The sequence below is a fragment of the Natronorubrum halalkaliphilum genome (assembly GCF_009834785.1).
Taxonomy (GTDB): Archaea; Halobacteriota; Halobacteria; order Halobacteriales; family Natrialbaceae; genus Natronorubrum; species Natronorubrum halalkaliphilum.
In genome coordinates, this window is record NZ_WUYX01000044.1 from 105,884 (window position 1) to 117,434 (window position 11,551).

The window sequence follows — 11,551 nt, forward strand, 5'->3', positions numbered from 1 at the left end:
GGGTGTCGAGACCAACATTCTTAACCGCAACCGGGGCTGACACTGCGCCGATGCCACCGGCCATCGAGACGACCGATCTCGTGAAGGAGTACGGCGATTTGCGCGCCCTGCAGGAACTCTCGTTGACCGTCGAGGAAGGCGAGTTCTTCGGCTTGCTCGGCCCCAACGGCGCGGGCAAGACGACGTTTATCAACACCCTGGTGGGTCTGGTCCGCAAGACCGGCGGCGAGGCGCGCGTCTTCGGTCACGACGTCGAGGACGACTACCAGCAGGCTCGAGATGCGATCGGGCTCGCACCACAGGAATTCAACGTTGATCGGTTCTTCCCCATCCACGAAGTGTTAGAGCACAAAGCCGGCTACCACGGCATTCCCGAAGACGAGGCCGCCGAACGCGCCGACGAGGTGCTCAAGCGCGTGGGGATCTACGACAAGCGAGACGAGCGCTTCGACTGGCTCTCCGGCGGAATGAAACGCCGGCTGCTGCTCGCACGTGCGCTCGTCACCGAGCCCGATCTGCTGATTCTGGACGAACCCACGGCGGGCGTCGACGTCCAACTGCGACACGACCTCTGGGAACTCGTCACCGAACTCAACGAGGAGGGGACGACGATCCTCCTGACGACCCACTACATCGAGGAAGCCGAGCGACTCTGCGATCGCGTCGCGATCATGAACGAAGGCCGGAAGGTAACTGTCGCGACGCCGGACGAGCTGAAGACCCGCGGGACCGATACGATCTCGGTCCGCCTCGAGTCGCCGCCAGCCACGACACCCGAACTCGACGGGTACGCCCACGAGGTGACGGTATCGGGTAACCAACTCGAAGTTCGCGTCGACGACGGCGGGTCGACCGCACCCCGACTGTTGAACGACCTCGAGGCGATGGGCCACGAGATCGCCGACCTCGAGATTTCGCGCACGTCGCTCGAAGAGATCTTCGTCGATCTGACCGGAAGCGAGGATCGAACAGTGACGCGCTCGTCAGCGTCGTCTGCGGACGGCGACGTCGAGGAGAACTGCGACGTCGAACAGGAACGCGAACGCGAACCGGAACAGGAGGGAGTCGTCTGATGCTTTCGGTCGGGTTCAAGGCACTCTTCCAGCGCGAAGTGCTGCGGTTCGTCCGCCGGCCCAAGAACACGTTCATGCCGCCGGCGATCACGAACGTGCTCTACTTCGCCGTTTTCGGGCTGATCCTCGGCGGTCGAATCGACCAGATCGCCGGCTTCGATTACATTCTGTTCATCGTCCCCGGACTCATCGTCCTCGGTGCCATCTCGAACGCCTTCGAGAACGCCTCGTTCTCGATCTTTCACGGGCGGTGGAACGAGTACATCCACGAGACGCTCACCTCGCCGCTATCCTACGTCGAGATGGTCGTCGCCTATATCGCCGCGAGCGCGGTCCGCGGGCTGATTGTCGGAATCATCATTGCTGCCGTCGGACGGCTGTTCGTCCCGATCAGCATCGAGCACGGCCTGTTCCTCGTCGCCACGATGATCGTCATCACGGCGCTGTTCGCCGGGCTCGGAATCGTCGGCGGCCTCGTCGCCCGCGACTTCGACGATCTGACCGTGATGAACCAGTTCATCCTCCGGCCGCTGGTGTTCTTCGGCGCGGTCTTCTACTCCCTCGAGACGCTCGAGCAGGCCTGGCAAGTTCACGTTTCGCTGCTGAATCCGATGGTCTACATGGTCGATAGCGTCAGGTACGGGCTGCTGGGCTACTCCGATCTACTCGAGGTCGCTCCGGCCGCCTACGCCGAGTTCGCGCCGTTTGCCGCCCTCGGCGTGCTCACCGCCCTGACCGTCGCCGTGATGGCGCTCGACGTCTACCTGTTCAAGATCGGTTACGGACTGACCGACTGATACGGACTGCTGCGTCGATGGACCGGTTTGATCGTCGGATGGATCACGGTCGCGCCGGCAATCACGTACAGCGGCTCCTATACGAACGGGTTCAGCCGGTCGGTACAATCACCGCGCTCAGCCGTCGTACTCTCCGACCTTGACCAACTGCTTCCCGGCGTTCTCGCCCTCGAACAGTCCGAGGAAGGCGTCGGGAGCGTTCTCGAATCCGTCGACGATGTTCTCGCGGTAGCGCAGGTCGTCGTTCCGGATGAACGTCGAGAGCCGCTCGAGTGCCTCGCCCCAGCGGTGTTCGTAGTCGCTAACGAGGAACCCTTCCACTTTCGCGCGGCTCTCGATGAGTTTAGCGAGCTTTCGGGGCCCGGTCGGCACCTCGGTCGCGTTGTACAGCGCGATCTGGCCGCAGATCGCGATGCGGGCGTCGACGTTCAGCCGCGGCCAGACGGCGTCGGTAATCGGTCCCCCGACGTTGTCGAAGTAGACGTCAACGCCGTCGGGACAGGCGTCGTCTATCGCGGCGCTGAGATCGTCGGTCTCTTTGTAGTTGATCGCGGCGTCGAAGCCGAGGTCGTCGGTGAGCCAGTCGATCTTTTCCTCGCTTCCCGCGGTGCCGACGACGCGCGCGCCGCCGAGGCGAGCGAGTTGCCCGACCACGGAGCCGACCGCGCCGGCCGCGGCGGAGACGACGACCGTGTCGCCGGGCTTCGGGTTCCCGACGTCGTTCAGTCCCCAGTACGCCGTCACACCGGGCATTCCGAGCACGCCAAGGGCCGTCGAAATCGGTCCGTGGTCCGGGTTTACCCGGCGGAGTTCACCCGCGTCCGCGACGGCGTGTTCCGCCCAGTTGAGTTCGCCGGTGACGACGTCGCCCGCCTCGAACGCGTCGGCGTTAGACTCGAGCACTTCGCCGACGACGCCGGCTTTCATCGGGTCGCCGACGTCCCACGGCTCGGCGTAGGACTCCGCGTCGCGCATCCGTCCGCGCATATAGGGGTCGACGGACTGGTAGAGCGTTTCGACGAGCACCTCGTTCGGGCCGGGGTCGGGCCGGTCGACGGTAACGAGTTCGAAGTTTTCGTGAGTCGGTTCGCCGACCGGACGGCTCTCGAGTCGCCACTGTCTGGTTTCTGCCATACCGACCCATGGCGACGACGGAAGGTGAAGATTGGGCTCCCGGAACCGGTTTGACTCGCAGCGACGTCGCTTTCGAACCCATCACAACGTCTGAACGAACGGGAATCGTTTTGGTGGAGATCCCACGTTGTTCATATATGTGCGCGGCTCACGACGTGTTACACGAGTTACTTGCCGGAAACGAGCGTCACACCGAAGAACTTCCCGAGGACTACTTCAGGGCGGTTCAAGACGGCCAACATCCCGATATCGTCTCGGTCTGTTGTTCCGACTCTCGAGTGCCCCAGGAACGGATGTGGGGCGTCGATCACCCCGGAACGGTCTTTACACCCAGTAACATCGGCAACCAGGTCTGGGACGATGACGAGGGAACACGTATCGTCGACGGTGGCGTGCTATACCCGATCCATCACGCCGGAACCGACGTCGCCGTCGTCGTCGGACACACCGGCTGCGGAGCCGTCACCGCCGCCTACCAGGTCGCGATGGGAGCGGAACTGCCCGGACCACGCGGCGTCGACAAGTGGGTCGAACTACTCGTCCCGGTCATCGAAGAGGCTCTCGAGAGCGAGACCGTCGATACCGAGGCCGACGAGCAGACGGTGATCAACCAGTTGGTCGAGTACAACGTCGACCACCAGGCGAGTTTTCTGCGGGATGCGTCGGCCGTCCCGGACGATGTCGACGTCTACGGCTTCGTCTACGACTTCCAGGGCATCTACGGCAATGAACACGGCCGGGCCTATCTGGTCAACGTCAACGGCGAGACCGATCCCGATCGGATCGCCGCCGAGATTCCGGACGCGTACGAGGACGCGACCCGCAGTCTGTTGTTCTAAGTTAGTCCCGTCCGGAGAATCGTCTCGAGTCCGAGACGGCTTCGGGACTCGAATCGCTGGGACGTTAGTACCCGCCCGCGTCGTCGAAACAGCGACCGCACCTGCTTACGTTCGAGTCACTGGCCGCTCGTTCGACCGAAACCAGCCGTAACTGATCGTGCGCCACGTGCGACGTTGCGCCACAGCGCGTTCCGAAGTCGGAATGGCCGTCTTTGTGCTTGTGTATCATGTCAGTTGTCTCGTTGATTACACCATCCATGGTAAGCGATACCGCGACACAGTTCCATAAGCGTACCACCCCAGTTGTTAGGGACCGTTCGCGATGACTCGAAGCGATGGACCGAACTCAGGTCGGTATCGTTTTGCTGGTTGCGTCGAAACATCGGCCTATGCGGGAGTTTCTCAAAACCGATACGGGCTTTTACTACGCAATCGGTCTCTTCACCATCGCGGTCTTTCTCGTAGCGCTGGCAGTGCTCGCGGTGGTAAACCCCGGGGGCATCGGGGCGCGAGAACTCGGCGGACTCGTCGTCGGCTTTTTGCTGTTTATGCTGGTCTATTTCGTCTCGGTATCGGTCCACCGACTCGAGGAACGGGACGAGCTGTGACCAGTTCTAAACCCCTTATGTCTACTTTGCGCACCTCTCATACACTCGGAACGGCGATTGACACGAGTCGCAGCGTTTATACGCCCTTGGCTGCTCTCTTTAGAAGCAATGGCGAAAGGAACCGTTGATTTCTTCAACGACACTGGCGGCTACGGATTCATCGAAACTGAGGACGCGGACGACGACGTGTTCTTCCACATGGAAGACATCGGCGGCCCGGACCTTGAGGAAGGACAGGAGCTCGAGTTCGACATCGAGCAGGCCCCTAAGGGCCCGCGCGCGACGAACGTCGAGCGCCTGTAAGGCGAATTCGCGGAGGTATCGGCACTTCAGAACTGTATTTTACACCGACGAGCGACGGCGCTGAGCCGGCAGGTTCTACCGTCGACTGCAGCGGGCAGTAGACAGCAACCGACAAACAATCAATGTACGCGCCGTCTCGCGCTCGAGGACGGGCGGGTAGGACTTCGCCAACGGGACGATTTTGTAGTTGGCCCGTCGATTGGGAGGTATGGCCGAGTCCGAGCCTGAATCCGAATCCGAGTCCAACCCCGACCCGCTGCTTCGCCGCAGCGACGATATCGAGTACGAGACCGTCGACGCGGCCGACGGCCTCGAGAAGGGCGTCCTGATCAGTGACGACCACGGTGCGCCGAACTTCGCGATCCGGCGATTCGTCCTCGAGCCCGGAGCCGAGGTACCGGAACACACCAACGAGGTCGAACACGAGCAGTACGTCCTCGAGGGCGAGTATACCGTCGGCATCGGTGACGAGGAGTACGCGGTCGAATCGGGCGATTCCCTGCTCATCCCCGGTGGCACAGTCCACTGGTACCGAAACGAGGGCGACGATCGAGGCGCGTTCATCTGCGCCGTCCCCAACGGCGACGACGCGATCGAACTGGTCGACTGAGACGGATTGCTGGAACTATGTACCGCCGATCACCAGGGATGGGATCGGTGATCGGCGGTCATTGACTACAGTAAACCGTATGAGACCGGCTACTGTACGTCAGTCTCGGCCCCGGCCCAACCACAGCCGCCGTGTTGTACCGGTACATCGGTACAGCAGCCCGCGTGAGCCGAGACCGTCGCAACCGTCACCTCACTGGCCGTAATCACGGACCAGATATATACCGCGATTCGTTGAACCGCCGAGCGTCGTGAACGTCCTGTGTATTCTCGGCCATCCCCGACCCGATAGTTTCTGTGGCGCGTTGGCCGACGCGTATCGCGACGGCGCCGACGAGGCGGGCGCCGCCGTCCGCGAACTCGCCGTCGCCGACCTCGAGTTCGACCCCGACGTTCACGCCGAGAGTCCGACCGACCAGCCCCTCGAGGACGACCTGCAGACGGCCCAGCGAGACATCGAGTGGGCCGACCACCTCGTCTTCGTCTACCCGAACTGGTGGGGGACGATGCCGGCGCGGCTCAAGGGCTTTTTCGACCGCGTCTTCGAGCCCGGATTCGCGTTCGCGGAGTACGAAGACGGCGAGGGTGCGGGCCACGAGGAGTTGCTCGACGACAAGACCGCCGAACTGATCGTCACGATGGACATGCCGCCGTGGGTCTACCGCTGGATCTACCGCCAGCCGGGCACCAACGCCGTCAAGCATGCCACGCTGGGCTACGCGGGCGTGCGGACCACGCGGGTGACGGAGCTCGGGCCGATCGAGTCCTCGACGCTCGAGGAGCGCGAGGAGTGGCTCGCGGAGGTCGAAGCGTTGGGTCGCGGACTGGGGAGCGGGCCGGAGTCTCGGACGGCGCGGGCAACGCGGAAAGCCGGGGCGTGGCTGGGCGCACTGCGGCTGCAGTTCTACCCGATGGCCTGGCTCGCCTACACGATCGGCGCGCTGGCTGCGGGCGGCTCCAGCGGCGTCTTCAGTTCGAACGCGTACTGGCTTGGGCTGGGGTTCTTGGTCTTCCTCGAGGCGGCGACGGTGTTTTCCAACGAGTACTACGACTACGAGACGGATCGTCAGAACACGTTCGCCGGACCGTTTACTGGCGGATCGCAGGTGCTGGTCGACGACGCGCTCTCGTTTCGCGAACTTCGGACTGGCATCGGCATCGCGGTGGCGCTCACGGGTGTTTTCGGCGTCTCGACGGTGGCGGCCAGCGCTGGTTCGACGGTCACGACGGCGAGCGCGATGGTCGGTCTCGCAGTGCTGGCGCTCGGTTATACCGCCCCACCGCTGGAACTGTCGTATCGAACGCTCGGCGAGGTGACCGTCGCCTGGACCCACAGCGTCGGCGTGCTGTTGATCGGTTTCGTCGCCCTCGGCGGGTCGTGGCAGACGCCGTATCCGTGGCTGCTCGGCGTTCCGTTCCTGCTTTCGGTTCTCCCGTCGATTACGCTCGCGGGGGTGCCCGACTACGCTGCCGACCGGGCCGCGGGGAAGCGAACGATCGCCGTCCGGTTCGGGATCGACCGCGCGGCGATGGTCGCGATGGTCACGGCGCTGCTAGCCGCCCTGACGGCGAGCGTCTGGTACTGGCAGGGCGTCGTTCCCGAAGCGTACGGGCCGGCGATTTACCTGAGTATGCCACACGCGCTGGGGCTCTGTTGGCTGCTTCACCGACGATTGGAAGACGCAGCCGGCCCGCAGCGCATCGACGGGCTGATGGCAGCCTCGCTGAGCTACATCGCGTGGTTTGCCGTCGTTCCGCTACTCGGACTCCTGTGAACCGCCTCGGGGTCAAGTGGTCCGAGAGATTTTGTCTCTCGTCATCGAGCGAAGCGAAACTTCGCTCAGTCACGGAAGACCAAGTCTTCCGGACGATCCCGAGGCTCCCCGTGGTTCCCACGACCGACTCGTCGGTCGTCGAACGATCTCGCGGCCGTTGAGGAGCTCCGCGACGAGGAAGTCGGCAATTTCAGGAGGGAACAGAAACTCCGTTCAACGGCTGCTCAACGACCGCTAAACGACTGCTCAGCGAGCCGACGACAGGTCGTGTGTCACGGTATTTCCTAACAAAGAAAGTCCGAACCGCTCAAGTACGCCACGCTACTACCACTGTGTGTGTCGAAGCAGGTACAGGAGGTCGAAACGATCTTTTGTCACGAGACGGGTGACGACTATCTCGTCGTCGTCGAACGTGACGGACAGCGACTCTTCCGGGCGAAGCTCGGACTCTCGGAAACGTCGGCCGGTCCTCGTCCCGCGAAGTTCCGACTGAAAGACGGCTCGAGCGAGGAACCCCGACAGCCCGACGAGTTCGTCGAGCTCGCCCGTCGAGCGCAGCGAATTCGCATCTCCGAACAGACGTCTCGAGCGGGCCGCCAAGAGCTCACCGAAATGCTCGGCGGCTACCAGCTCGAGGACAAGACCAAGGCCGTCCGAACCTGTCGCTACTGTGCCTCCGCGGGCCGTTATTCGCCGATTACGACGGACACGGCGATCAAAGACGACAACGACTGGATCTGTCACGACTGCGCCCGTCAGGAACTCGAGCGCCAGCTCACCTACGCAGGCGGCAGCGGCGAGGTCACCGGCGCGGCCAAAGACCGGCTGGAGGACCTCATGATGGAGGTCCAGGACTTAGAACGGATTGTCAACCTCCTGAAAGGACAGCTCGACCCCGATCTGACGAAGTTCGATACCATCTCGGCGACGACCGACGAGGTCGACCCCGTTCGGGTGGACTCGCTGGATCTGCACGCCGATCTGCAGGATCTACTCGAGGACCGATTCGAGACGCTGCTGCCGGTGCAGAGCCTCTCAGTCGAAAACGGTCTCCTCGAGGGCGACGATCAACTCGTCGTCTCAGCGACGGCGACCGGAAAAACGCTCGTCGGGGAGATTGCCGGTATCGACCGCGTCTTGAACGGGGAGGGGAAGATGCTCTTTCTCGTCCCGCTGGTCGCGCTCGCAAACCAGAAACACGAGGATTTCAAAGACGAGTACGGCCACCTCGTCGACGTCTCGATTCGCGTCGGGGCGAGCCGAATCAGCGACAACGGCAACCAGTTCGACCCCAACGCCGACGTCATTGTCGGCACGTACGAGGGGATCGATCACGCCCTGCGGACGGGCAAGGACATGGGCGACATCGGAGCCGTCGTCATCGACGAGGTCCACACGCTCAAAGAGGAAGACCGCGGTCACCGTCTCGACGGGCTCATCTCGCGGCTCAAGTACACCTGCGAGCAGCGAGCGAAGCGCCGCGAGGGATACAATGGTGCACAGTGGGTCTACCTCTCCGCGACCGTCGGCAACCCCGAACAGCTCGCCGGCGCCCTCGAGTCGAAACTCATCGAGTTCGAGGAGCGGCCGGTGCCGATCGAGCGCCACGTAACATTCGCCGACGGCCAAGAGAAGGTACGCATCGAGAACAAACTCGTCAAACGCGAGTTCGATACCGAATCCTCGAAGGGGTATCGCGGTCAGACGATCATCTTCACGAACTCCCGGCGGCGGTGTCACGAGATTTCACGAAAGCTGGACTACTCCGCCGCGCCGTACCACGCTGGACTGGACTACGGGAAACGGAAGCAAGTCGAACGGCAGTTCAGCGAACAGGAGCTCTCGGCCGTGGTCACGACCGCTGCACTGGCCGCAGGGGTCGATTTTCCGGCCTCGCAGGTTATCTTCGACTCGCTGGCGATGGGCATCGAGTGGCTCTCGGTCCAGGAGTTCCACCAGATGCTCGGCCGCGCGGGTCGCCCGGACTACCACGACAAGGGGACGGTGTACGTCCTCGTCGAACCGGACACGGCCTACCACAACTCGATGGAGATGTCCGAAGACGAGGTCGCGTTCAAGCTGTTGAAAGGAGAGATGGAGTCGGTGATGACCCACTACGACGAGAGCGCCGCCATCGAGGAGACGCTGGCGAATATTACGGTCGGTGGCAAAGCCGCAAAGGCGCTCAACGACCGCATGCTCGGCGACGTGCCGACGAAACACGCGATCGGCAAACTCCTGCAGTACGACTTTATCGACGGCTTCGAACCCACGCCGCTGGGCCAGGTCGTGACCCAGCACTTCCTCGAGCCCAGCGAGGCGTTCATGCTGGTCGACGGCATCCGAAAGGACGCCCACCCCTACGAGCTCGTCGCGGATATCGAGCTTCGGGACGCCGACCTCTGAAGTCACGACGGACGCCCGTCGAACCATCGACCCCTGTCGAACGTCTCGCCGGTCGTTTTCAGTATGTTCTGCGCTCTGCACTCTGACTGCCACTCGCGTTCAGAGACACTCGAGTATACGGAAACGCGAATTCGGCCGTCATCCTTTTGTAGAACCCGTCAGCGGCCGGAACGGTAAAGGACGAGACGTCACATTCAACGCTCAACACCGGGGATTGCCTCGGGGAGATTACGATGGAGTCACACCCCCCAACCGCGATCGAGCCGCCAGCGAACGTCTTGTTCGTGCAGGAAACGCACTGTGAGTCCGCCGCCTGCGATGAACTCTGTCACGAGGACGGACCCACGGCTGCGCTCACCGTCAGCTTCGCGGACGGCCAGCCGGACCAGCCGGACCACCCCGAACCAGCGGCGGTATCGGGGAAAGTCGGCCTATTGACGATCGGGACCCTCCTCAACGGTGGCGAGGGGTCAGACCCAGATGCAGACCGGGACCCCGACTTCGACGACCCAATCGTCGTCGACTCGGTCCGCGACCCGTCCGACATCTCCGAGATCGGCGTGGCTATCAGCCGATTCTGTAAACACTGGTCGGACGACGGCGAGCAGATCACGGTCTGTTTCGACTCGCTCGATGCCCTCCTCCGCGGGACACCCCCCAAGAAGGTCTTCCAGTTCGCGCACGTCCTCACCGACCGACTCGAGAGCGCCGAGGCCTACGCGCACTTCCATTTCGATCCGACACACCACGACGAGCGAATCATCTCCACGTTCGGAACGATCTTCGACACCGTCGTCACCGACGAGAGCATCGACGAGCCGCTCCCCGAAGCGACCGACGAAGAGGTCGAACGACTCCTCGCGGAGTGGACCGACGAGCCAGCAGCGGAGATCGAGCCAACAGTTCCAACCCCGGAGCCAGCCAGCGAAGCGACCGACGAAGAGATCGCACAGCGACTCGAGAAGTAGCGGGCGCGTTACCGATCGACCTACGGGAACGGAAGCCGGGTTGCCGACGACGGGAGTGCTACGGAAGTGACGAGAGCAATTAGGGGACGAAGGCGACGCCCAGCAGGGCGAGCAGGAGGACTATGATCGAGCCGGGAACGCCGCCGAGTGCGACGATAACGAGAACGATCGGCGTGATCGCTACCGAGAAGCCGAACACGGCCTGTGCGAGAAACAACACCACCAGTCCGACGACCGCGTTGATGATGAAGGGGCTGACCGCACGGATGAGGCTTGCAGCAACGAGGACGCCGACGAGAACGAGGATCAACAGCAGGATTTCGATGCCGGTCATACGGGCGGCGATATCACGTCGACTGACAAAATCGTTCGGTTCGTAACGAAACCCTTTATGCAGTCCACCCGTAAGAGGGAGGTACGGGATCGTGGGTTAGCTTGGTATACTTCGGGCCTTGGGTGCCCGTGACCCCGGTTCAAATCCGGGCGATCCCATACTGTATAAAAGTGAAGCGGCGCGTTTTGCCGCTTCACTCCCACCGTTCTCACACCATCCAGCGACCGCTTTCTGGAGGTGGTCGGCGTGACGATCGCGCCGTGGCCGTCGGCCAGCAACGAAACGACGTGCCATCACTGCGGAGCGTACGTCTCGGACCAGTTCTGTCGAGTTTACGGTGACAACAACGATCAGGTTCACCGCTGCGGTGAGTGTGACAGCTACCGGCGGCTGACTCGAGGCTCCGCTGCTGGGGTCACGCTCTCGATTCCCGATCCGGAGACCGACAGTGGTCACCACGGAGGTGAGGCCGATGTCTGAGTTCGTCCGGGCGAGTCAGCTGTACCTCGTCGAGAGTCGGACGCCCATCGCCCATCCGGCCCATCAAGCGACCGACGACGACGTAGCGCGGGCGCTCGAGCAGCGAGAGGTTCGAGCCGACGGCGGACAGTCCTCGAGCGGAACTGAACGCACCGCCGAGGCGACTCTCCACACCAACATCGGGCGAGACGGGGTTATCGTAGAGTGTCGTCCTGTTGGTCAAGA

At 62.8% G+C, this 11,551-nt stretch carries 12 protein-coding genes, 1 tRNA gene and 1 pseudogene; 12 read left to right on the top strand and 2 right to left on the bottom strand.

Going from position 1 to position 11,551, the window contains the following annotated elements; genetic code table 11:
* Window positions 1-50: 50 nt before the first annotated feature.
* Entirely contained in the window at window positions 51-1,073 is a 1,023-nt protein-coding gene (locus GS429_RS14635) for an ABC transporter ATP-binding protein (RefSeq protein WP_160066099.1), read from the top strand.
* Window positions 1,073-1,870, top strand: a complete 798-nt coding sequence (locus tag GS429_RS14640; protein ID WP_160066100.1) for an ABC transporter permease — start codon at window positions 1,073-1,075, stop codon at window positions 1,868-1,870. The genes GS429_RS14635 and GS429_RS14640 overlap by 1 nt, the downstream gene beginning before the upstream one ends.
* Before the next feature lie 117 nt (window positions 1,871-1,987).
* Here GS429_RS14640 and GS429_RS14645 read toward each other — a convergent pair whose 3' ends face one another.
* The gene (locus tag GS429_RS14645) at window positions 1,988-3,004 is read right to left on the bottom strand and encodes an NADP-dependent oxidoreductase (RefSeq protein WP_160066101.1); all 1,017 of its coding nucleotides are present in this window, start codon (window positions 3,002-3,004) and stop codon (window positions 1,988-1,990) included.
* Between the two features lie 137 nt (window positions 3,005-3,141).
* Between GS429_RS14645 and GS429_RS14650 the strand changes: the two genes are divergently transcribed.
* The 7 genes from GS429_RS14650 (at window position 3,142) to GS429_RS14685 (ending at window position 10,512) form a co-directional block, all read left to right on the top strand.
* Window positions 3,142-3,843 (top strand): carbonic anhydrase, encoded by a 702-nt coding sequence (locus tag GS429_RS14650; protein ID WP_160066102.1) that lies wholly within the window; start codon window positions 3,142-3,144, stop codon window positions 3,841-3,843.
* 389 nt (window positions 3,844-4,232) lie between these two features.
* Entirely contained in the window at window positions 4,233-4,451 is a 219-nt protein-coding gene (locus GS429_RS14660) for a hypothetical protein (RefSeq protein WP_160066104.1), read from the top strand.
* 108 nt (window positions 4,452-4,559) lie between these two features.
* Complete coding sequence (locus GS429_RS14665) at window positions 4,560-4,754, top strand: cold-shock protein (RefSeq protein WP_005554588.1); 195 nt, start codon at window positions 4,560-4,562, stop codon at window positions 4,752-4,754.
* A 208-nt stretch (window positions 4,755-4,962) separates the two neighbouring features.
* Window positions 4,963-5,364, top strand: coding sequence for a cupin domain-containing protein (locus tag GS429_RS14670; protein WP_160066105.1), 402 nt, complete (start codon window positions 4,963-4,965; stop codon window positions 5,362-5,364).
* A gap of 250 nt (window positions 5,365-5,614) precedes the next feature.
* Window positions 5,615-7,138: an NAD(P)H-dependent oxidoreductase gene (locus tag GS429_RS14675; RefSeq protein WP_328821411.1), complete on the top strand. Its 1,524-nt coding sequence runs from the start codon at window positions 5,615-5,617 to the stop codon at window positions 7,136-7,138.
* A 336-nt stretch (window positions 7,139-7,474) separates the two neighbouring features.
* A complete protein-coding gene (locus GS429_RS14680) occupies window positions 7,475-9,544 on the top strand; it encodes a DEAD/DEAH box helicase (protein WP_328821412.1) in 2,070 nt (689 codons plus the stop codon).
* A gap of 233 nt (window positions 9,545-9,777) precedes the next feature.
* A complete protein-coding gene (locus GS429_RS14685) occupies window positions 9,778-10,512 on the top strand; it encodes a DUF7504 family protein (RefSeq protein ID WP_160066106.1) in 735 nt (244 codons plus the stop codon).
* A 79-nt stretch (window positions 10,513-10,591) separates the two neighbouring features.
* Here GS429_RS14685 and GS429_RS14690 read toward each other — a convergent pair whose 3' ends face one another.
* Window positions 10,592-10,846, bottom strand: coding sequence for a pro-sigmaK processing inhibitor BofA family protein (locus GS429_RS14690; protein ID WP_160066107.1), 255 nt, complete (start codon window positions 10,844-10,846; stop codon window positions 10,592-10,594).
* A gap of 85 nt (window positions 10,847-10,931) precedes the next feature.
* Between GS429_RS14690 and GS429_RS14695 the strand changes: the two genes are divergently transcribed.
* From GS429_RS14695 to GS429_RS14705, 3 genes and pseudogenes are all read left to right on the top strand, one after another.
* Window positions 10,932-11,004: transfer RNA gene (locus GS429_RS14695), tRNA-Pro, on the top strand.
* 79 nt (window positions 11,005-11,083) lie between these two features.
* On the top strand, window positions 11,084-11,326 hold the full coding sequence (locus GS429_RS14700) for a DUF7563 family protein (RefSeq protein ID WP_328821413.1): 243 nt from the start codon (window positions 11,084-11,086) through the stop codon (window positions 11,324-11,326).
* Window positions 11,319-11,551: pseudogene (locus tag GS429_RS14705) on the top strand (hypothetical protein); the annotation flags it as partial. The gene GS429_RS14700 and the pseudogene GS429_RS14705, both read left to right, overlap by 8 nt.

Excerpts from the sequence above, each read along its gene's own strand:
- GS429_RS14660 (WP_160066104.1), top strand. The coding sequence starts at position 4,233 with ATGCGGGAGTTTCTCAAAACCGATACGGGCTTTTACTACGCAATCGGT.
- GS429_RS14650 (WP_160066102.1), top strand. The coding sequence starts at position 3,142 with ATGTGCGCGGCTCACGACGTGTTACACGAGTTACTTGCCGGAAACGAG.
- GS429_RS14690 (WP_160066107.1), bottom strand. The coding sequence starts at position 10,846 with ATGACCGGCATCGAAATCCTGCTGTTGATCCTCGTTCTCGTCGGCGTC.
- GS429_RS14645 (WP_160066101.1), bottom strand. The coding sequence starts at position 3,004 with ATGGCAGAAACCAGACAGTGGCGACTCGAGAGCCGTCCGGTCGGCGAA.
- GS429_RS14640 (WP_160066100.1), top strand. The coding sequence starts at position 1,073 with ATGCTTTCGGTCGGGTTCAAGGCACTCTTCCAGCGCGAAGTGCTGCGG.
- GS429_RS14635 (WP_160066099.1), top strand. The coding sequence starts at position 51 with ATGCCACCGGCCATCGAGACGACCGATCTCGTGAAGGAGTACGGCGAT.
- GS429_RS14670 (WP_160066105.1), top strand. The coding sequence starts at position 4,963 with ATGGCCGAGTCCGAGCCTGAATCCGAATCCGAGTCCAACCCCGACCCG.
- GS429_RS14665 (WP_005554588.1), top strand. The coding sequence starts at position 4,560 with ATGGCGAAAGGAACCGTTGATTTCTTCAACGACACTGGCGGCTACGGA.
- GS429_RS14685 (WP_160066106.1), top strand. The coding sequence starts at position 9,778 with ATGGAGTCACACCCCCCAACCGCGATCGAGCCGCCAGCGAACGTCTTG.